The sequence below is a fragment of the Paracoccus yeei ATCC BAA-599 genome (genome assembly GCF_000622145.1).
GTDB classification, from domain to species: Bacteria; Pseudomonadota; Alphaproteobacteria; order Rhodobacterales; family Rhodobacteraceae; genus Paracoccus; species Paracoccus yeei.
In genome coordinates this window covers 55,951-77,105 of record NZ_JHWH01000007.1, presented here as the reverse complement: position 1 = coordinate 77,105, position 21,155 = coordinate 55,951, and the positions used below count along the sequence as shown (strand labels likewise).

Genomic DNA, 21,155 nt, shown 5'->3' with positions numbered 1-21,155 from the left:
GGTCCGGCCGGGCGGCGAGCAAGGAAAGGCGTTCATGGCATTGGATCTGGCCCGTCCCCCGATGGAGGCATTCCACATGCCTTCGCTGCATCCGGGCATCTTCTACCTGCCGCCGCGTCCGGGCTGGATCATCCGCCCCGCCCCCGCCGCCAGCCTGCGCCTGTTCGCTGCCAGCGACAGCAACGCCCTGCTGGAACTGCAGCAATCGACCATCGACGGGCAAGAGGCGCGCCTGCTGGGCAGCGCCATGGAAATCAACGCAAGCCCCGTCGTGCTGACCGGGGCCGAGTTCTGGGGCAGCTATGCCCGGATCGCCGGCCGCTACTGGCTGAACGGCGCCTCGGGCGACCGGCTGCGGATGAAATACGACCTGGCCAATCCCGGCAAGGCGCGGCAGGAACGCACGACCATCGCCTTTCGCCACGCGCAGTTCGGCGCCTCGTTCCAGATTCCGGTCTGGCGCCAGGACAGCGGCGATCTCGACATCGCGATCCAGTTGAAGAACGGCTTCAACTATTTCCATTTCACGGCCGAGACGCTGGGCAGCCTGGCCCATTTCGCCCAGGACCAAGGCGGCCGCCCCATCAACCTGCACCTGCCCGAGGGGGAGCTGCGCGGTTTTGTCGGCCGCTTCATCGCCGCGATCTTTCCCGAACTCGCGCCCAGGGTGCGCCTGGTCCATGCGCCGCAGCCTTACGCGGCGGTTCGGTCGGTCTATAACCACCGCCATTACCTGTACCAGGTGCGCGACGACCGGGTGACGCAGGCGGCGGCGCAGGCGCTGGATCCGCGCTGGACCGCGCTGCGGTCGGAAACCATGTATCGCAAGGCCGTGTCGATGGCCTCGTTCGACAGCAGCCTGCGCCTGCTGCGCGACCATGCGCTGCGCCGGGTTCCGGCCGGGCTGGCCGCCACGATGCCCCGTCTGGTCTGGATGGGCCGGGACAGCTCGGGCCAGGCTGCGCGGCTGCGCCCGCTGACCGGGCACGAGCCGCTGCTAGAGGAGCTTTCCGCCCGCGGGTTCGAGGTGGTGAATTTCGAACATCTGGGGCCGCTGGAACAGGTGGCGGCGATGCAGGGCGCCGACATCGTGATCGCGCCGCACGGGGCGGGGCTTGCCAACATGGCCTATGCCCGCCCCGACACCACCGTGATCGAGATCGGCCACCGCCAGACCCAGCTTTACCGCTGGGGGGACTTCCTGCCCCTGGCCCATGTCTCGCGCTGCAACTACACGACGGTCTTTGCCGATATCGCGGGGGCAGGGGACCCCGATGCCGTGCCGCCGATCTCCCAGGGATTGCTGGGGGTGCATGTGGGGCGGCGCGCGACGGACCGCATCATCCGGCTGATCGACCGCGATCTCGAGCGTCGTCGCCGCAAGCAGACGGCCCGCGCCTCAACCGGCTGAGCCGAGCATCCCCCGCAGTTCATAGACCAGGTCCAGCGCCTCGCGGGCCGTCATCTCGTCGGGGTTCAGGCCGCGCAGCCGCTCCTCGACCGCCGAGGCGGGCTGGGGCTGCGCGGGGGCCGGGGGGGCGGGCGGCGCCGCGCGAAACAGCGGCAGGTCATCCAGCAGGGCCACCGGACGCGCCCCTTCGCGCGCGCCGCTTTCCAACTGGTGCAGGATATCGCGGGCGCGCTCGACCACCGACGCGGGCAGGCCGGCCAGCCGGGCCACCTGCACGCCATAGCTGCGATCCGCCGCGCCCTTCCTGACCTCGTGCAGAAAGATCACCTCGCCTTCCCATTCGCGCACGGCGACGGTCGCGTTCTCGACTCCCGGCAGCTTGGCGGAAAGTCCGGTCATCTCGTGGTAATGGGTGGCGAACAGCGCCCGGCAGCGGTTTTTCGCGTGCAGATGCTCCATCACCGCCCAGGCGATCGACAGCCCGTCCCAGGTCGCGGTGCCGCGCCCGATCTCGTCCAGGATCACCAGCGCGTGGTCGTCGGCCTGGTTCAGGATGGCGGCGGTCTCGACCATCTCGACCATGAAGGTCGAACGGCCCCGCGCCAGGTCGTCGGCGGCGCCGACCCGGCTGAACAGCTGGCTGACCAGCCCGACATGGGCGCGCGTCGCCGGGACGAAGGCGCCGGCCTGCGCCAGGATGGCCATCAGCGCGTTCTGGCGCAGGAAGGTCGATTTCCCCGCCATGTTCGGCCCGGTCAGCAGCCAGATGGCGGGCGTGGCCCCGGTGGTCAGCGCGCAGTCGTTGGCCACGAACGCCTCGCCCTTGCGCTTGAGCGCGTGTTCCACGACCGGGTGGCGGCCGCCTTCGACCAGGAAGGCCCGACTGTCGTCCACCTCGGGGCGCACCCAGCCCTCGCCGGCGGCGATATCGGCAAATCCCGCGGTCAGGTCGATCTCGGCCAGCGCCCGGGCGGCCTGGCCGATGGGTCCGGCGCGGTCCAGCACGGCGCGGGTCAGGCGGCCAAAGATCTCGCGCTCGATCTCCAGGGCGCGGTCGCGGGCGTTCAGGATGCGGGTTTCCAGCTCCGACAGCGAGACGGTGGTAAAGCGGATCTGGTTCGCGGTGGTCTGGCGGTGGATGAAGCGGTCGGGCATCGCCAGCATCCGCTCGGCATGGGTCGAGGTGGTCTCGATGAAATAGCCCAGCACGTTGTTGTGCTTGATCTTGAGGCTGGTGACGCCGGTTTCCGCGATATAGTCGGCCTGCATCGCGGCGATGACGCCGCGCCCCTCGTCGCGCAGGCGCCGGGTTTCGTCCAGAACCGCGTCGTGGCCGGTCGCGACAAAGCCGCCGTCCCGCGCCAGCAGCGGCGGTTCGGCCACCAGGGCGTCGTCCAGCAGGTCGATCAGCGCGTCATGTCCGGTCAGATCGCGCGCGGCCTCGGCCAGGACCTGCACGCTGTCGTCGCCCAGCAGGGCGGCGATGGCCGCGCCCTGGGTCAGACCGGCGCGGATCGCGGCCAGGTCGCGCGGCCCGCCCCGGTCCAGCGCCAGCCGGGACAGGGCGCGGTCCATGTCGGGGGCGCGGCGCAGCGCCTCGCGCAGGTCGGCGGTCAGGCGCGGATCGCGCGCAAGATGCGCCACCGCCGCCTGCCGGGCATGGATCACCGCCAGATCGCGCGACGGCGCGCTGATGCGGCGTTCGAGCAGGCGCGCACCGCCCGCTGTCACCGTCCGGTCGATGGAGGCCAGCAGCGATCCCTCGCGCCCGCCCGACAGCGCCTGGGTCAGTTCCAGGTTGCGCCGGGTCGCCGCGTCGATCTGCATGGCGCCGCCCGCCGCCTCGCGCACCGGGGGGCGCAGCAGCGGCATGCGGCCCTTCTGCGTCAGGTCCAGGTAATCGGCGATGGCCCCCATAGCCGCCAGTTCGGCGCGGGAAAAGCTGCCGAACCCTTCAAGCGTCTCGACCCCGAACAGCGCGGCCAGCCGGCGCGTCGCGGCGGTGCTGTCGAAACTGCCCGGCGGCAGTTCGGTCAGCGCGGCCCCGGCCTCGGCCGCGATCTCGGTCAGCCGGGCGCCCTGGGGCACCAGCAATTCGCGCGGGGCGTGGCGCGCCAGTTCCGGGGCCAGCCGCGGCTCGGGGCAGGGCATGACGCGAAACTCTCCGGTCGAGATGTCGACCCAGGCCAGCGCGCAATCGTCGCGCACCGTGGCAAAGGCCGCCAGGAAGTTGTGGCGCCGCGCCTCGAGCAGGGATTCCTCGGTCAGGGTGCCGGGGGTGACAAGCCGCACCACGTCGCGGGCGACGACGGATTTCGCGCCGCGCTTCCTGGCCTCGGCCGGGTCCTCCATCTGCTCGGCGATGGCGACGCGGAAGCCCTTGCGGATCAGCGTCAGCAGATAGCTTTCGGCGGCGTGGACCGGGACGCCGCACATCGGGATCGGCTGTCCCAGATGGGTGCCGCGCCTGGTCAGCGCGATGTCCAGCGCCGCCGAGGCGGCCACCGCGTCCTCGAAGAACATCTCGTAGAAGTCGCCCATGCGATAGAACAGCAGCGCACCGGGGTTCGCCTCGCGGATCGCGAGATACTGGGCCATCATCGGGGTCGGTTGGTCGTTCATGCGCTGCCCTGTCCTGCCGGCCCAGCCCTTCTAGGCGATGACCGGCGCGATGCAAGCGGCCCGAAACCAGACCATAAATTCACGGTGACAGGATTGCCGTCTTGCGGCATCGTGGACAAAAACAATTTATCCTTGGGGACGGCGGATGAAACCTTTGATATTCGTCATATTTATTGCCATTGCCGGACATGCTGCGCAGGCTGCCTGCCCGGACCAGTCGCTGATGCGCAATGCCGCGCGCGGCTGGATCGCGGGCCAGCGGCTGCCCGACCCGGTCGTCGCCACGATGGCGGACGCGCGCTGTGCCTACGCGCCCTTCCGCGACGTGCTTGCGGCCGAACTCGGCCCGCCCGTCGGGGTCAAGGTCGGTTTCACCTCGGCGGCGGTGCAAAGCCGCTATGGCATCAGCGAGCCCATCGCGGGCGCGCTGTTCGCCCCCATGCTGGTCGGCGACGGCAGCCGGCTCAGCCTGCGGGGCGCGCGCAGCCCGCTCTATGAGGCCGATCTGGTCGTGACCGTGGGCGACGCCGCGATCATGCACGCCCGCACCCGGGCCGAGGCGGCGGCCGCGCTGCGCGACGTGCGCCCCTTCATCGAACTGCCCGACATCGCGCTGCGCCAGGGGGTGGTGCCGACCGCGCCGCTGATGGCCGCCTATGGCGTCACCCCCTGGCGGGGCGTCCTGGGTCAGGGCGTGGCCCTGGCCGACCTGGCCGACCCGGTGGGGGATCTGGCCCGCATGACCATCGCCCTGAAGGTCGATGGCAGGACCGTCACCACCGCGCAGGGCAGCGCGCTGCTGGGCCACCCGCTGGATGTGGTGCTGTGGCTGGTCCAGCGCGGCGGGCAGGATCTGACGCCCGGCATGATCATCTCGCTGGGGTCGTTCGGCACTCTTGGCCCGGCCCTGCCCGGCCAGCGGATCGAGGCGGAATACGACATAGCCGGGCATCCGATGCGCGCCTCGGTCACGCTGGTGCCCTGATACCGCCCGGCCTGCCGCGGGCAGCGCGCCGGCGTGCGGATAAATCCTTTGCCTTGCGCGGCTTCCTGTCGCAACACTGTCACCCGAGGCGGCTAGGTCGCAGCCAGCCGCCCAAGGGGCGCGTTCAGGAACGGAGTTGACCACATGACCATTCAATCGACGGCTGCGGGCCTTGCCGCGCTGACCCTGCTGGCCGCCCCGGGCGCGGCCTCGGCCCAGGACCTGGCCGCGCTGGAGGCGGCGGCAAAGGCCGAAGGGATGCTGACCACCATCGCCCTGCCGCATGACTGGTGCAACTACGGCGGCGTGATCGAGGGTTTCAAGGCGAAATACCCCGAGATCAAGGTCAACGAACTGAACCCCGACGCGGGCTCGGCCGACGAGCTTGAGGCGATCCGCGCCAACAAGGACAACAAGGGCCCGCAGGCGCCCGACGTGATCGACGTCGGCCTGTCCTTCGGCCCGCAGGCCAAGGCCGAGGGGCTGATCCAGCCCTACAAGGTCGCGACCTGGGATTCGATCCCGGACGATGCCAAGGACGCCGACGGCTATTGGTACGGCGATTATTACGGCGTCATGGCCTTCGGCGTGAACTCGGACCTGATCGACACGGTGCCGAAGACCTGGAAGGACCTGACCAAGCCGGAATACGCCAATGCCTTCGCGCTGGCGGGCGATCCGCGCGCCTCGGCCCAGGCGATCATCTCGGTCATGGCGGCGGGCATCGCCAATGGCGGCGAGCCGGGCGAGGCTTCGGGCCAGAAGGGCATGGAGCTGATGGCCGAGGTGAACAAGGCCGGCAACTTCGTCCCGGTCATCGGCAAGTCGGCGACCATCGCCCAGGGCGCGACGCCCATCGTCACCGCGTGGGATTACAACCTTTTGTCCTGGCGCGACGGGTTGAACGGCAACCCGCCGGTCGAGGTGGTGATCCCCGAGGATGGCGTTGTCGCAGGCGTCTATGTCCAGGCGATCTCGGCCTATGCGCCGCATCCGAATGCCGCCAAGCTGTGGATGGAATACCTGTATTCCGACGAGGGGCAACTGGGCTGGCTCAAGGGCTATTGCCACCCGATCCGCTTCAACGACCTGGTCGCGCAGGGCAAGGTGCCGCAGGAACTGCTAGACGCGCTGCCCCCCGCCGCAGCCTATGAAAAGGCGATCTTCCCGACGCTGGAGCAGCAGGAGGCCAACAAGAAGGTCGCGACCGAGGGCTGGGACGGCGTCGTCGGGGCCGCGGTCAAGGAATGATCCATCGGCCCCGCCCCCAGCGGGCGGGGCCAGTCGGACGGGGACAAGATGAGAACGGGCTGGAACTGGCTGGGCGTCCTGCCCTTTTTCGCCTTCGCGCTGTTGTTTCTGGTATTGCCGACGATGAACATCGTCATCGGCGCCTTCCAGACGCCGCAGGGCGGGTTCACGCTGGCCAACCTGGCCGGGCTGTGGTCACCGCGCATCGTGGACAGTTTCACGATCTCGATCCAGATCTCGCTGGCCTCGGCGGCGCTGGGTTGCCTGATCGGCTTTGCCATGGCGGCCGCCGTGGTCATGGGCGGCCTGCCCGGCTGGATCAAGGCGCCGCTGATGACATTCTCGGGCGTCGCCTCGAACTTTGCCGGGGTGCCGCTGGCCTTCGCCTTCATCTCGACGCTGGGGCGGGTCGGGCTGGTGACCATGCTGCTGCGGCAGTGGTTCGGCATCAACATCTATGCCATGGGCTTCAACCTGCTGTCGTTCTGGGGCCTGACGCTGACCTATCTGTTCTTCCAGATCCCCTTGATGATCCTGATCATCACCCCGGCGCTTGAGGGGCTGCGGCGCGAATGGCGCGAGGCGGCCGAGGTGCTGGGCGCCTCGACCTTCCAGTACTGGCGCATGGTGGCGCTGCCGATCCTGTTCCCGTCGCTTCTGGGCACCTTCGCGCTGCTCTTTGCCAACAGCTTCGGGGCAGTGGCGACGGCCTATGCGCTGACCGGCTCGTCGCTGTCCATCGTGCCGATCATGCTGTTCGCGCAGATCCGGGGCGACGTGCTGCAGGACCCGCATCTGGGCTATGCCATGGCCTTTGGCATGATCGTCATCACCGGGCTTGCGAACCTCGCCTATGTCGTCATGCGCGCCCGCGCCGAGCGGTGGCTGCGATGAGACGGGTCTGGTCCTGGGCGGCGCTGATCCTTGGCGCGCTCTATTTCCTGCTGCCGCTGATCGGCACGGTCGAATTCTCGCTGCGGATGCGGCGCGGAGAATATTCACTGGACGCCTACCGATCGGTCCTGTCGGACCCTGCGTTCCGGCAAACCTTCGGCTATTCGGTCATGATGGCGCTGCTGACCATCGTGCTGGGGGTGCTTCTGGTGGTGCCGACCGCCTATTGGGTGCGCCTGCGCCTGCCGCGCCTGCGCCCGGTGATCGAGTTCATCACCCTGCTGCCGCTGGTCATCCCGGCGATCGTCGTGGTCTTCGGCTATATCCGGCTTTACAACACCAGCTCGATCCTGCCGCTGACCGGCACGGCGGGCGGGACCAACCTGCTCTTGCTCTGCGGCTATGCCACCCTGGCGCTGCCCTATATGTACCGCGCGGTGGACACCGGGCTTTCGACCATGGACGTGCGCTCGCTGACCGAGGCCGCACAATCGCTGGGCGCGGGGTGGGCGCGCATCATCGGCCGGCTGATCCTGCCCAATGTGCTGGGCGCGGTGATGTCGGGGGCGTTCCTGTCATTCGCCATCGTCATCGGCGAATTCACCATGGCGGCGCTGCTGAACCGCCCGGCCTTCGGCCCCTACATGCAGCTTCTGGGCGCGAACCGCGCCTATGAACCCGCGGCGCTGGCGGTGATCGCCTTTGCCGCCACCTGGGGCTGCATGGGGCTGATGCAACTGATCTCTCGCCTCGCGGGCGTGCGAAGGACCCAAAGATGAGCTTTCTGACCCTGGACCACCTGCAAAAATCCTTCGGGCCGACCAAGGTGGTGCATGATTTCAGCCTGTCCGTCGAAAAGGGCGAGTTCGTGTCCTTTCTGGGCCCCTCGGGCTGCGGAAAGACCACGGTGCTGCGCATGGTGGCGGGGTTCGAAAGCCCCAGCGCCGGGCGCATCCTGATCGACGGGCAGGACGTCACGCGGGCGCGCCCGAACCAGCGCCGCATCGGCATGGTGTTCCAGGCCTATGCGCTGTTCCCGAACCTGACGGTCGCCGAGAACGTGGGCTTCGGGCTGAAGGTCGCGGGCGTGGCCCGGGCCGAGCGCGCGTCCCGCGTGGCCGAGATGCTGGAACTGATCGGCCTGCCCGACCTGGGCGGGCGCTATCCCTGGCAGCTGTCGGGCGGTCAGCAGCAGCGCGTGGCGCTGGCCCGAGCCCTGGCGCCGCGCCCCCGCGTCCTGCTGCTGGACGAGCCCTTGTCGGCGCTGGACGCCAAGATCCGCGTGTCCCTGCGCAACCAGATCCGCGAGATCCAGCGGCAGTTGGGCATCACCACCATCTTCGTCACCCACGATCAGGAGGAGGCGCTGTCGATCTCGGACCGCATCGTCGTCATGCATCAGGGTGTGGCCGACCAGACCGGCACCCCGCGCGAGATCTACGACCATCCGGCGACGGATTTCGTTGCGGGCTTCGTGGGCACCCTGAACCGCTTCCCGGCCGAGGTGGTCGATGGCGCGGCGGGCCATCTGCGCGTGGCGGGGGTCGACGTGCGGCTGGATCACGCGGTTCCGTCCGGCCCGCTGACGCTGGCCGCGCGCCCCGAGGGGCTGGTGCTTGGCGACAGCGGCATCCCGGCCGAGGTGGCGGGGGCCGAGTTCCTGGGCTCGGTCCAGAGGCTGCGGCTGCGCGTGGCCGGGCAGGATGTCGTCGTGGACCGTTTCAACGCCCCCTCGGCGCGGCTTCCCCAGCCGGGCGAAGCCGTCCATATCGCGGCTCAGGGCAGCCGCTGGCTGGTGCTGGCAGGTGCCGCGACCCCCTGATCCTGTCCAAAAGGATAGCTCTTGTTCCGGCGACATTCGGCTTACACCGGCAGATATGTGCCGACGGGATTCGGCAGCCCCGTCACTGGGCCAGGGCGGATTGTATAAAGATTTTTCAGGAGCGAGTAATGGCAGTTATCGACGGAACCGATGGTGCGGATACCCTGATCGGAACCCCTGACGACGATACGCTGACCGGCGGCGCGGGCAATGACATCCTAGATGGTGGTGCGGGCGACGACCTGGTGAGGGGCGGTGAAGGGGCCGACAAGCTGTACTGGAACGGCTCGGCCGATGGCACCGACCGAGACGTCTATGTCGGCGGCGACGACCACCAGCCGGTCTGGGACGAGAGCCATACGCATGTCACCTCGGTCGCCGGTTCCGAGAATTATACCTTTGACCCCTACAACCACAACGGCGGCGATTCGCTGGGCCTGAACCTGGGCACCTCGGAAGGGCTGACCGTCACCTATTCCAACACCGAAGACGGCCAGGCGACCGACGCGCTGGGCAACGAGATCTCCTTTGACGGGATCGAGCGTGTCTATCTGGGCGATGGCGACAACCTGGTCGATGCCCGCGGCGCGCAGATCCTGTACCACGACGGGCTGAACAGCCAGGGCCAGCCGATCCATTCGGTCGGCATCCGCCTGTATTCCGGCGCGGGCGAGGACACGATCCACGGCAGCACCGGTACCGACTATATTCAAAGCGGCGGCGGCAACGACGTGGTTCACGGCGGCGAGGGCAACGATGTCATCGAGACCGGCAGCGGCGACGACGTGGCCTATGGCGAGGGCGGCGATGACGGCTTTCGCTGGGGCAACGGCAACAGCAACGCCTCGGTCGGCAATGACATTTACGACGGCGGCGCGGGCTTCAATACGCTGAATGCCTGGCAATGCACCACGCCCGACGCAAATGGCGTCAGCGCGGGTGTGCATCTGGTCTTCGACAGTTCGAGTTCGGGCGATATCGACGCACTGGGCGGGGTTGACGGGCATATCCGTTTCCTGAACATGCAGAACATGCGCACCGGCAACGGCAACGACGTGATCGACGGGTCGAACGCGAACGTGGACGGCTATCGCGTGTTCGCCGACTGGGGCGACGATTCCATCATCGGCAGCAATGGCGACGACACGCTGGAGGGCGGCTGGGGCGCCGACACCATCAGCGGCGGCCAGGGCAATGACTTCATCTCGATGACGGGCGACATCTTTTCGGGGCGCAACGTCTATGACGCCTCGTCGGATACGCTGGTCCTGCAGGATGGCTTCGGCGCGGATTCGGTGCGGGCGTTCTCGCTGGGCGGGGATCGCGACAGCGACGGCAACCCCGCGCCGGCCGACCGGCTGGATGTCAGCGACCTGCATGACGCTGACGGCAACCCCATCAAGGTGGACGATGTGGTGGTGCGGGCCGATACCGACCAGTATGGCAATCCCTATGCCGTCATTTCCTTCCCGAATGGCGAGGAACTGTGGCTGGCTGGGGTCGATCCCGACAGCCTGACCCGCGAAAAGCTGGTGTCGATCGGCATCCCCTGCTTCTGCGCCGGCACGATGATCCTGACGGCGCGCGGAGAGGTCGCGGTCCAGGACCTGCGCGCGGGCGACCTGGTCGTGACCCGCGACAACGGGCTGCAACCGATCCGCTGGATCGGCAGCCGGGCGCTGGACCGCGTCGACCTGGCGCTGGCGCCCAGGCTGAACCCGATCCGCATCCGGGCCGGCGCGCTGGGGCAGGGGCTGCCGCGGCAGGATCTGCTGGTCTCGCCCCAGCATCGGGTGCTGGTCCGCTCGACCATCGCGAAGCGCATGTTCGGCGCCGCCGAGGTTCTGGTCGCCGCGCGCCAGCTGACCGCCATCGAGGGGATCGAGGAGCTTCGCGTCGACACGGTGGAGTATTTCCACATCCTGTTCGACCGGCACGAGATCGTCCTGTCGAACGGGGCCGAGACCGAATCGCTTTACACCGGGGCCGAGGCGCTGAAGGCCTTGGGCGCCGCGGCGCGCGACGAGATCTTTGCCCTGTTCCCGGAACTGCGCGAGACGCCCGCCCCGGCGGCCCGTCCCTTCGTTCCCGGCGCCAAGGCCCGGCAGATGGCGGAACGGCACCAGCGCAACCACAAGGAACTGGTCGCGCGCTGAACCCTTCGGGCGACAGGGCCGCGATGCCCCGTCGCCCCTTTGGCCCGACAGGACCCCGGCAATCCTGCAAATCACGGCGATTATTTCATTGTTGGCCGTCGGCCTTCGCCCCATTCTGACGGCGATGCCGATCGAAAGGATGATGGCCATGTCCGCCCGACCCGAGCTCACGCTTTTCGCTGCCGTGCCCGCCGGGCGTGCGGCCGATGGCCGCCTGCTTCTGGATGACAAGTTCGTGTCGGGGATGGCGCTTCATGCCGCGCAATGGGCGGGGCCGGTCCGCGCCGTCCTGCGTGAGACGCGCGCAGAGGGGCTGCCCTTTGCCTCGGCCGTCGATCCGGCGTCGCTGCCCTTCCAGGCGACCCTGCTTGCCCCGGATGCGCCGCTGGAATCCGCATTGCGCGACGGGCCGGGGCTGGTGCTGTGTTCCGCCGACGTGACCGAGCAGCTGGCCCTTGGCCCGGCCGCGCGGGCGCGGGGCCTGTCGGTGGTCTATGGCATCGAATACACGCTGGACACCCGGATGCAGGTGGCGCGGCTGGACCGCAGCCGGGGTCCGGCCCGACGGCTGTGGTCCATGCTGTGGAACCTGCGCCAGGAGCGGCACCGCCGCGCGGCGCTGCGGGCGGCGGACGGCATCCAGATGAACGGCTTTCCCGCGGATCGCGACTATGCCGGCCTGAACCCGCTGCCGCTGCGCTATCTGGACAACCGCATGACGCTGGACATGATGGCGGCCCCGGCGGACATGCAGGCCCGCCGCGACCGCCATGCCCGGGGCGAGCCCCTGCGGCTGATCCATTCGGGCCGGCTGGAGCCGATGAAGGGCGGGCACCTGCTGGTTCCCCTGGCCCGCGCGTTGCAGGCGGCGGGGGTGGCATTCACGCTGGACATCTATGGCGCCGGCAGCCTGCAGGACGACATCGCCGCAGGCATCGCGTCCGGCGGGCTGTCGGACCGGGTCAGGCTGCACGGACCCGTGCCCTTCGAGACCCGGCTTGTGCCTCTGTCGCGCCAGACGGCCGATGTTTTCGTCAGCTGCCATGTGCAGTCCGACCCGTCCTGCACCTATCTCGAGGCGATGGGCTGCGGCCTGCCCGTGGTGGGCTTTGCCAACCGGATGCTGGCGGCGCTGGTCGCCGACAGCGGGGGCGGCTGGTGCGCGCCGATGGGGGACTTGTCGGCCATGGCCGCGCTGATCGGTGGGCTGGAGCGCAACCGCGCGTCGCTGCTGGCTCGGGCGGATGCGGCGCTGTCCTATGCCCAGGGGCACGATTTCGCGGCCGAGTTCGACGCCCGGATGCGTCACCTGGCGCAGGCGTTCAGCCGTTTGGGCCGGAGCGCCTCTGCCGCAGGGCAGCCACGGCATGGCCTGGCAGGATCGTGAAGCCCTTGGCATAGCGCAGCGCCAGCCGGCGGGGGTTCGACAGCGCCCGCCACAGCCATTCCATCCTGGCCTGCCGCACCAGCCGGGGCGCGCGCTTCTGGTGTCCCGACAGGAAATCCAGCCCCGCCCCGATCGAGGCGAAGCCCACGGTCCCCAGCGCATCCCGCGCCCGGATGGCAAAGCGTTCCTGGCGCGGCGCGCCAAGCGCCAGAAAGCACAGCCGCGCGCCGGATGCCCGGATGCGGTCGATGATCTGGGCGCCCTCCTCTCCGTCCGGGTCGAAGGGAAAGCCCGGCGCATGGGTCAGCGCGACCGTCAGCCCCAGCACGCGGTCCTGCATGGCGCGGGCGGCCAGGGCCAGCGATTCATCGCTGCTGCCGATCAGCGCCACCGGCAGGCCCAGGCTTGCGGCCTCGGCCGCCAGGGGCAGCACCAGGTCCGAGCCGGGCGCCAGCTGCACCGGGCTGCCGGCCAGCCGCGACAGCCACACGATAGGGTTGCCGTCGGCGCAGACCAGGTCCTGGGCCGCATAGGCCCGGCGGAAGGCCGCATCCTCGGCCAGCCGCTGCAGGTGGTCGACGTTGATCGTGGCCAGCGCAAAGCCCTGGCCCCGGCTCAGGCGGGTGCGGACCTGCGACAGCAGGGATGCGGAATCTGGACAATTGATCCGAACGGCATTGCCGTCGGGAAAGCTGAAATGCATGATGTGGAACTATCCGGCCTTGACTGCGGGCAGGATGGGTCGCGCGGGCCGGGAATGCAATCTTCTTTCCGCCCGGATCCGCAACAGGCCGCACCGCTTCGGCCAAGGGAGACAGGGTTTTGCCCGCATTCGCACTGCTGATGCTGCTGATCTGGCCGGTGGTCACCGCGGTGATCTTTTCGCGCATGGACCACCAGCGCGCGCTGGTCTGGACGATGCTGTCCGGCTATCTGATCCTGCCCCCGCTGATCGAGATCGACCTGCCGCTGTTTCCCGGCATCAACAAGGCGATGATCCCCGCGCTCTGCGCCGGGCTGATGCTGTTCCTGAGCCGCGACCAGCGCCGCGACGACCCGCATCCGCCACCCATGGGCCTGGTCGTCAGCCTGCTGCTGGTGATGAACTTCACCAGCCCCATGCTGACCACGATCACCAATCCCGACACGCTGTATGACGGCATCAACGTGCGTCCGAACATGTCGATCACCCAGGGGATGGGCGACACGATGGTGCTGTTCATGCAGCTGCTTCCGTTTCTGATGGGCTACAACGTGCTGTGGAACCAGCGCGGAGCCGAGCTTTTGCTGAAGGCGCTGGTGACGGGGATCCTGTGCTACAGCGCGCTGATGCTGTTCGAACTGCGCTTCAGCCCGCAGACGAACATCATCGTCTATGGCTATTTCCAGCACGACTTCATCCAGACCATCCGCTATGGCGGCTATCGACCCATCGTGTTCCTGGAGCATCCCCTGTGGGTCGCGCTGATCACCATGTGGGCGTTCCTGGCGGCCATCGCCCTGGCGCGGGGCAATCCGACCGGGCGCAACATCCTGATCGCTTGCTATCTGGGCTGCATCGTCCTGCTGTGCAAGTCCGCCGGCGCGCTGATCCAGACGCTGATGGCCGCGCCCCTGGTGGCGCTGGCCCGGCCCCGGCTGATGGTGCTTGTCGCAGCCCTGGTCGCCACGGTGGCCTTTACCTATCCGACCCTCAGGGCAACGCCGTTTTCGCCCATGCAGGGCATCCTCGACACCGCGATGGCCATCTCGCCCGAACGGGGCCGGTCGCTGGAGTTTCGCCTGACCAACGAAGAGCAGCTTCTTGAGCGTGCGTTGGAACGGCCCCTGTTCGGCTGGGGCGGCTGGGGGCGGCCGCTGTTCTACGATCCCTACGACGGGCGGCTCAGCTCGGTGCCGGACGGGCAGTGGGTGATCTGGATCGGGGCCAAGGGGATCTACGGCTATCTGGCGATCTTCCTGCTGCTGCTGGTGCCGATCTTCACCATGCTGCGGGCCATGCCCAAGGGCGGCGGGGGGCCGGTGCGGCAGGAATACCTGTCGCTGGGCTGCCTGTCGCTGATGCTGGCGATGAACTGCCTGGACCTGATTCCCAACGCGACGCAGACGCCCATCACCTGGCTGGCCGCGGGCGCCCTGCTGGGCAATGCCCGAAGGCTGCTCGTCGGCGTCGAAGCGACGGGCACATCGGCCGCGGTCCCGCAGTATCTGCCTAAAAAGGCAGGCATCCAGACGGTTTTATAGGTTGGTCAAAGGACCCGGATTCGCTATCCCCTGATACGCGCAACAGTTGTTAAATTAATTTCTGCCAGAAACGACGTGTCCACATTGAAGAGGCATGACATGGCCTTCGACGAAAGTCAGATTTCCGAAACCGATATCGCTATCGTCGGGATGGCGGCCCAGCTTCCTGGGGCGTCCAATGTCGCGGAATATTGGGACAATCTGTGCCGGGGGGTGGAATCGATCCAGCGCATCCCCCAGGCCGAGCTGATCGCGCGGGGCGAATCGCGGGCGCGGCTGTCGGACCCGAACTATGTGCCGGCGGCGGCGATCCTGGGCCAGTACGACGAATTCGACGCGGAATTCTTCGGCCTCTCGCCCAAGGAAGCCGCGATCATGGACCCCCAGCACCGCAAGTTCCTGGAAACCTGCTGGCACGCGCTCGAGGATGCGGCCCATGTCCCGGACCGTTTCGCGGGCAACATCGGCGTCTGGGCAGGCTGCGGGATGGGCAGCTATTTCTACTGGAACGTCTGCTCGAACCGCGACCTGGTCGATGGCGTCGGCCATTTCCTGCTGCGCCACACCGGCAACGACAAGGATTTCCTGTCCACCCGCGTCAGCCATGTCTTCGATCTGACCGGCCCGTCGATCAACGTGCAGACGGCGTGCTCGACCTCGCTGGTGGCGATCCACATGGCCTGCCAGTCGCTCAACTCGGGCGAAACCGACATGGCGCTGGCCGGCGGCGTCACCATCGAGATGCCGCATGGTCTGGGCTATCTCTACAAGGAAAACGAGATCCTGTCGCCCGACGGCCATTGCCACGCCTTCGATCACCGGGCGCAGGGCACGGTGTTCGGCAGCGGCGCGGCCGTCGTGGTGCTGCGCCGGCTGCGGGATGCCATCGCCGACGGCGACCATGTCTGGGCCGTCATCAAGGGCAGCGCGATCAACAACGACGGCGCGGCCAAGGCCGGCTACCTGGCGCCCAGCGTCGAGGGCCAGGCCCAGGCCATCGCCGAGGCGCTGGTGATGTCGGGCGTCAGCTCGGACAGCATCGGCTATGTGGAATGCCATGGCACCGGCACCGCCCTGGGCGACCCGATCGAGGTCGCGGCGCTGAACCAGGCCTATGCGCGGGTGTCCGACGGCACGCGGCAGGGGCCTTGCCGCATCGGCTCGGTCAAGACCAACATCGGGCACCTGGACACGGCGGCGGGTAGCGCCGGGCTGATCAAGTCGGCGCTGGCGGTCCATCACGGCCGCATCCCCGCCAGCCTGGGCTATGAGGCGCCGAACCCCGCCATCGACTTCGAGGGCGGGCCGTTCCAGGTCAACGACCGCCTGGGCGACTGGCCGGTTGCGGGCCTGCGCCGGGCGGGCGTCAACTCGCTGGGCGTGGGCGGCACCAACGCCCATTGCATACTGGAACAGCCCCCGGCGCCTGTGGCGGCCGAGGACTCCGACTGGCCCTTCCATATCGTCGCCGTGTCCGGGCGCAGCAAGGCCGCGGTCGATGCCAATGGCGCGGCGCTGGCGGCCTGGCTGCGGGCCAATCCGGGCGTCGACATGGCCGACCTGTCCTTTACCCTGACGCAAGGGCGGCGCCAGTTCGACCGCCGCCGGGTGCTGGTCGCCCATGACGCGGCCGAGGCTGCGGCACTGCTGGACGGGGGCGACAACCGGCTGGTGTTCGACCATCAGCTGGTGGCCGAGGGGGCCGAACCGGTGTTCATGCTGCCGGGCGGGGGTGCGCAATACGCCGGCATGGCGCGCGGCCTTTACCAGACCGAGCCCGTGTTCCGCGAATGGATGGACCGCGGCCTTGACCACATGGCGCAGGCGCATGGCACGGACCTGCGCGCGCTGTGGCTGCCCGAACCGGGGGCCGAGGCCGAGGCGGACCGCCGGCTGCTGCAGCCCTCGCTGCAACTGCCGCTGCTGATGATCACGGAATACGCGCTGGCGCAGCTGTGGATCAGCTGGGGCGTGCGGCCCACGGCGCTGATCGGCCATTCCATGGGCGAAAACACCGCCGCCTGCATCGCCGGGGTCATGAGCTTCGAGGATTGCATCGGCCTGGTCCGGCTGCGCGGGCTGCTGTTCGACCGCGTGCCCGCCGGCGGGATGCTGTCCGTGCCGCTGGAGCCGGTCGAATTCCAGACCGAACTGGATGCGCTGGGACTGGACCTGGCGGCGGTCAACGGCCCCTCGATGTCGGTCGTCTCGGGCCCCGATGCGGTGCTGGACCAGTTCGCCGCCCGCATGGCCGCGCGCGAGGTCGAATGCCAGCGCATCGCCATCTCGATCGCGGCCCATTCGCGCATGCTCGAAGGCATCCTGGCCGAATTCCGTGCCTATCTGGCCTCGATCCCGCTCAATGCGCCGCAGATCCCGATCATCTCGAACCGCAGCGGCCAGCCGCTGACCGAGGCCGAGGCGACCAGCCCCGATTATTGGGTCCAGCACCTGCGCGGCACGGTGCGCTTCGCCGACGGCATCGCGCATCTGGCGCAGAACCCGGACCGCATCTTCCTTGAGGTCGGGCCGGGCCGGGCCATGCAGGCCATGGCCAAGGCGCATCCTGCGGTCAATGCGGGGCAGGTCATCTCGACCCTGCGCCACCGCGACCACGCGACGGCGGACGACGCCTATTTCATGGCGGCGCTGGCGCGGGTCTGGGCCTGCGGCGGCCATATCGACTGGGACCAGATCTGGGGCGGTGCGCGGCGTCGTCGGCTGTCGCTGCCGGGTTACCAGTTCCAGCGCAAGCGCTATTTCATCGAACGCTCGACCACGGCGGTGGCCGAGGCCGAGGCGGAACTGGCCCGGATCGAGGATCCGGCCGCCTGGGGATGGCGCCCGGCCTGGAAGCTCGACTCGCCCGCCATCGAGATCGGGCCCAAGGGTCCCATCGCATCCCAGCGGCGCAACTGGCTGGTCTTTGCCGACGATCTGGGCATCGGCGACCGGCTGGCGGAACTGCTGCGCGGGCTGGACCAGGGCGTGGCCGTGGTCTCGATCGCCGACACCTTCGCCGACAAGGGCGAGGGGCGCTTTACCCTGCCCGTCGAATCCGACCGCGAGGGCTATGAGATGCTGCTGGCCGCGCTTGCGGCGCAGGATCGCGTGCCCGACCGCATCCTGCATCTGTGGTCGCTGACCCGCGGGGTCAGCTTCCGCGCCGGGTCCAGCCTGCTCAACAGCCAGCTGGAACGCGGCTATTTCAGCCTGCTGCATCTGGCGCAGGCGCTGGGAACCGAACTGCCGGATGCCCGGCTCGACCTGATCGCAGTCTGCAACGACGCGCTGCAGGTCGCGGGCGAACCCGCCAGCGCGCCCGAAAAGGCCTGCGCCGCCGGTCCGATCCGCGTGTTGCCCCATGAAATGCCCCAGGTTTCGGCGCGGCTGGTCGACATCCGCCTGCCCGACCGCAAGGGGCAGGACGCCGCCGCGTCCATGCTGCTCGAGGAGGCGCTGGCGCCGTCGGGCGCGGCGTTGGCCGCCTGGCGCGACGGGCGCCGCTTTGAACAGTCGCTGGAACGCGTCGCCCTGGCCGAGGACGGCATGGCGGGCATCCCGGACGGTGCCGTCTGCCTGATCACCGGGGGCTTTGGCGGCATCGGACAGGCCATCGCGCGCGAGCTTGCGCCGCGCGGGGTGAAGCTGGCGCTGACCACGCGCGGGCGGACGGACGCCGCGCCCGTGACCGCCGCGGTCCGGCACCTGGAATCGCTGGGCGCCCAGGTCCTGGCGATCCGGGCCGATGTGACCAGCGCCGAGGACATGGCCCGCGCCGCGGCCGAGGTGCGCGCGCGCTTCGGTAGCCTTGACGTGGTGCTGCATGCGGCGGGCGTGATCCGCGACAGCCTGATCGCCGCCAAGACCGACGACGAAAGCTGGGATGTGCTGGCGCCGAAGCTGCTGGGCACCCGCGCCCTGGCCGAGGCGCTGGCGGACGATCCGGCCAAGCTGACGGTGCTGTTCGCCTCGACCAGTTCGGTGATCGCGCCGGCGGGGCAGGCCGATTACGTGGCGGCGAACGAATACCTGAACGCGGTCGCGCGTTCTGCGCCGGCGGCGCTGGGTCGGGTGGTCGCGGTCAACTGGGGGGTCTGGGCCGATGCCGGCATGGCCGCGCGGGCGCTGGGTCTGGACCAGGCGCCGCCCGCCGGCGCCGTCGTCGACCGGCCCCTGCTGGATCAGGTCATGCCCATGCCGGTCGGGCGCGAATTCCGCACCGCGCTTCGCATGGAGCACTGGATCATCGGCGGCCACAAGACCGCGCAGGGCCAGGCGCTGATGCCCGGCACCGGCTGGATCGAGCTGGTGGCCGAGGCGGCGCTGGAATCGGGCCTGTCGCTGCCGTTTGTCATCCGCGACCTGGAGTTCCAGCGCCCCGTGCTGGTCGATGACACCGCCCTTGTCACCACCCGGGTCGAGCCGGCGGGCGACAGCCTGCGGGTGACGATCCTGGACGACCCGCAGGGCGCGCCCAATGTCACCGCCCTGCTGGCCCCCCTGCAAGAGGCCGCGCCCGCGCCCCTGGAAACCACCGGCCCGTGGGACAAGGACGGACAGGGTGCGGCGCTGCCTTCGGCGCAAGAGGGGCAGATGGACTTCGGCCCGCGCTGGAAGGTGCTGCGCCGTTTCCGCCTGTCCGCGGGCGAGGGCCTGGCCCAACTGGCGCTGGACCCCGAGTTCCGTTCCGATCTGGATCAGGGCTGGCTGGCGCATCCGGCGCTGATGGACATCGCCACCGGCTGGGCCATGGCGCTGATCCGCGGCTGGGGCCCGGGGCACCTGTGGGTGCCGATGGGCTATCGCTCGATCCGGCTTTACCGGCCGCTTCCGGCCGAGGTGGTCAGCCGCATCCGCAATGCCGGCGAGAACACCGATGCCCTGGGCATGGCGCAGTTCGACATCACCCTGGCCGCGCCCGACGGCACCGTCTGCGCCGAAATCCGCGGCTTTGCCCTGCGCAAGCTGACGGCGGCGATCAGCGCCCAGCCGCGCCGGGCGCAGGCGGGCCGCAGCATGTCGCCGGCCGAACGGCGGCTGCACCACAACATCAGCCAGGGCATCCCGGCGGCGGTCGGTCCCGCGATGCTGTCGCGTGCCATCTCGACCGGGCTGTCGCAGGTCTATGTCTCGTCGCTGGACCTGAACGCGCTGATGGCCGAGGCGGCGGTGGTCACCGATGCCGCCCCGGCCGAGGGCGGGTTCGAGCGGCCCGACCTGGACAGCGATTTCGTCGAACCCACGCCTGGCACCCAGGCGGAGCTTGCCGCCATCTGGTCCGAGCTTCTGGGCATCGCCCAGGTCGGCGCGGCGGACAGCTTCTTCGACCTGGGCGGCCATTCGCTGATCGCGGTGCGCATGTTCGGGCAGTTGCGCAAGAAATTCGACGTGGACCTGCCGATCTCGACCCTGTTCGAGGCGCCGACCATCGCCGAACTCGCCGCCCTGGTCGAGGAACGGACCGGCCCCCGGCTGCCCGTCGCGGACAATGTCCGCACCCTTCCGGCGGCCGAGGGTCGTGCGCGGCGCCGCTTCCTGGTCGACATGGGCGGGCGGGGCGACGGCACCCCCTTCTTCATGGTGGCCGGCATGTTCGGCAACGTGATGAACCTGCGTCAGCTGGCGCAGCGCCTGGGGGCGGACCGCAAGTTCTACGGGCTTCAGGCCCGGGGGCTTCTGGGCGATGACAAGCCCCACGAAAGCTTTGCCGATGCCGCGCGCGACTATATCGCCGAACTGCGCGAGGTGCAGCCGCAGGGCCCCTATCTGCTGGGCGGCTTTTCGGGCGGCGGGCTGACGGCCTATGAAATGGCGCGGCAGCTGCGCGCCTCGGGCGAGGAGGTGGCGATGCTGGTCATGCTTGACACGCCGCTGCCCCTTCGCGAACCGCTGAGCCGCAAGGACCGGCTGCTGATCCGCCTGGCCGAGACGCGCGAGGGCGGTTTCGGCTATATCCGCCAATGGGTCGGCGACCGCATCCGCTATGAAGTCAGCCGGCGGGCCAAGACCCAGGCGCTGGAGGCCGGCGCCCAGGCGGCCGAAGGGGCCTTCCACGATCTGGCGATCGAGGCGGCCTTCCTGTCCTGGTTGCCCGGCATGACGCTGACGGAGTGGGACGGGCCGGTGGCCATGTTCCGCCCGCCGCTGGATCCCCGCTTCCGGGTTTCGGGCGGGCGGCATGTGACCTCGGCGCGGGAATACCTGCTCGAGGATAACGGCTGGGGGCCCTGGATGCCGAAGCTGCGGGTGATCGAGGTGCCGGGCGACCACGATTCGATGGTGCTCGAGCCGAACGTCCGCCGCATGGCCAGCGTCCTGCGCGAACTGCTGCGCGATGCGGACGGCGAGGCCTCGGCCCGCGCCCAGGCGGCGGAGTAGGG

General features: G+C 69.1%; 12 protein-coding genes and 1 pseudogene. 11 read left to right on the top strand and 2 right to left on the bottom strand.

Annotated elements, in window-relative coordinates; genetic code table 11:
• The first annotated feature begins 34 nt into the window (after positions 1 to 34).
• On the top strand, positions 35 to 1,411 hold the full coding sequence (locus BU28_RS0104440) for a glycosyltransferase 61 family protein (RefSeq protein WP_028718394.1): 1,377 nt from the start codon (positions 35 to 37) through the stop codon (positions 1,409 to 1,411).
• Here the strand turns inward: BU28_RS0104440 and mutS are convergent.
• The gene (gene mutS / locus BU28_RS0104435) at positions 1,400 to 4,033 is read right to left on the bottom strand and encodes a DNA mismatch repair protein MutS (protein ID WP_028718393.1); all 2,634 of its coding nucleotides are present in this window, start codon (positions 4,031 to 4,033) and stop codon (positions 1,400 to 1,402) included. The two genes, BU28_RS0104440 and mutS, sit on opposite strands and share 12 nt — an antisense overlap.
• Positions 4,034 to 4,178: 145 nt before the next feature.
• Here mutS and BU28_RS0104430 point away from each other — a divergent pair, with 145 nt between their 5' ends.
• The 8 genes and pseudogenes from BU28_RS0104430 (at position 4,179) to BU28_RS0104400 (ending at position 12,528) form a co-directional block, all read left to right on the top strand.
• Entirely contained in the window at positions 4,179 to 5,018 is an 840-nt protein-coding gene (locus BU28_RS0104430; protein ID WP_028718392.1) for a fumarylacetoacetate hydrolase family protein, read from the top strand.
• A gap of 144 nt (positions 5,019 to 5,162) precedes the next feature.
• A complete protein-coding gene (locus tag BU28_RS0104425; protein ID WP_028718391.1) occupies positions 5,163 to 6,269 on the top strand; it encodes an ABC transporter substrate-binding protein in 1,107 nt (368 codons plus the stop codon).
• A gap of 48 nt (positions 6,270 to 6,317) precedes the next feature.
• A complete protein-coding gene (locus tag BU28_RS0104420; RefSeq protein WP_028718390.1) occupies positions 6,318 to 7,163 on the top strand; it encodes an ABC transporter permease in 846 nt (281 codons plus the stop codon).
• The gene (locus tag BU28_RS0104415) at positions 7,160 to 7,942 is read left to right on the top strand and encodes an ABC transporter permease (protein ID WP_028718389.1); all 783 of its coding nucleotides are present in this window, start codon (positions 7,160 to 7,162) and stop codon (positions 7,940 to 7,942) included. Before BU28_RS0104420 ends, BU28_RS0104415 begins: the two co-directional genes overlap by 4 nt.
• Positions 7,939 to 8,985, top strand: coding sequence for an ABC transporter ATP-binding protein (locus tag BU28_RS0104410; RefSeq protein WP_028718388.1), 1,047 nt, complete (start codon positions 7,939 to 7,941; stop codon positions 8,983 to 8,985). Before BU28_RS0104415 ends, BU28_RS0104410 begins: the two co-directional genes overlap by 4 nt.
• Positions 8,986 to 9,113: 128 nt before the next feature.
• A pseudogene (locus BU28_RS26760) lies at positions 9,114 to 9,809 on the top strand (calcium-binding protein); the annotation flags it as partial.
• A gap of 231 nt (positions 9,810 to 10,040) precedes the next feature.
• Complete coding sequence (locus BU28_RS26755) at positions 10,041 to 11,141, top strand: Hint domain-containing protein (RefSeq protein ID WP_416171845.1); 1,101 nt, start codon at positions 10,041 to 10,043, stop codon at positions 11,139 to 11,141.
• Positions 11,142 to 11,289: 148 nt separating this feature from the next.
• Positions 11,290 to 12,528, top strand: coding sequence for a glycosyltransferase (locus tag BU28_RS0104400; RefSeq protein WP_158212777.1), 1,239 nt, complete (start codon positions 11,290 to 11,292; stop codon positions 12,526 to 12,528).
• Here BU28_RS0104400 and BU28_RS0104395 read toward each other — a convergent pair.
• Complete coding sequence (locus tag BU28_RS0104395; protein ID WP_028718385.1) at positions 12,464 to 13,231, bottom strand: WecB/TagA/CpsF family glycosyltransferase; 768 nt, start codon at positions 13,229 to 13,231, stop codon at positions 12,464 to 12,466. The two genes, BU28_RS0104400 and BU28_RS0104395, sit on opposite strands and share 65 nt — an antisense overlap.
• A gap of 119 nt (positions 13,232 to 13,350) precedes the next feature.
• On the opposite strand from BU28_RS0104395, the gene BU28_RS0104390 reads away from it, so the two are divergent.
• On the top strand, positions 13,351 to 14,772 hold the full coding sequence (locus BU28_RS0104390) for a hypothetical protein (protein WP_028718384.1): 1,422 nt from the start codon (positions 13,351 to 13,353) through the stop codon (positions 14,770 to 14,772).
• A 99-nt stretch (positions 14,773 to 14,871) separates the two neighbouring features.
• The gene (locus tag BU28_RS0104385) at positions 14,872 to 21,153 is read left to right on the top strand and encodes a type I polyketide synthase (RefSeq protein ID WP_028718383.1); all 6,282 of its coding nucleotides are present in this window, start codon (positions 14,872 to 14,874) and stop codon (positions 21,151 to 21,153) included.
• The last annotated feature ends 2 nt before the right edge of the window (positions 21,154 to 21,155 follow it).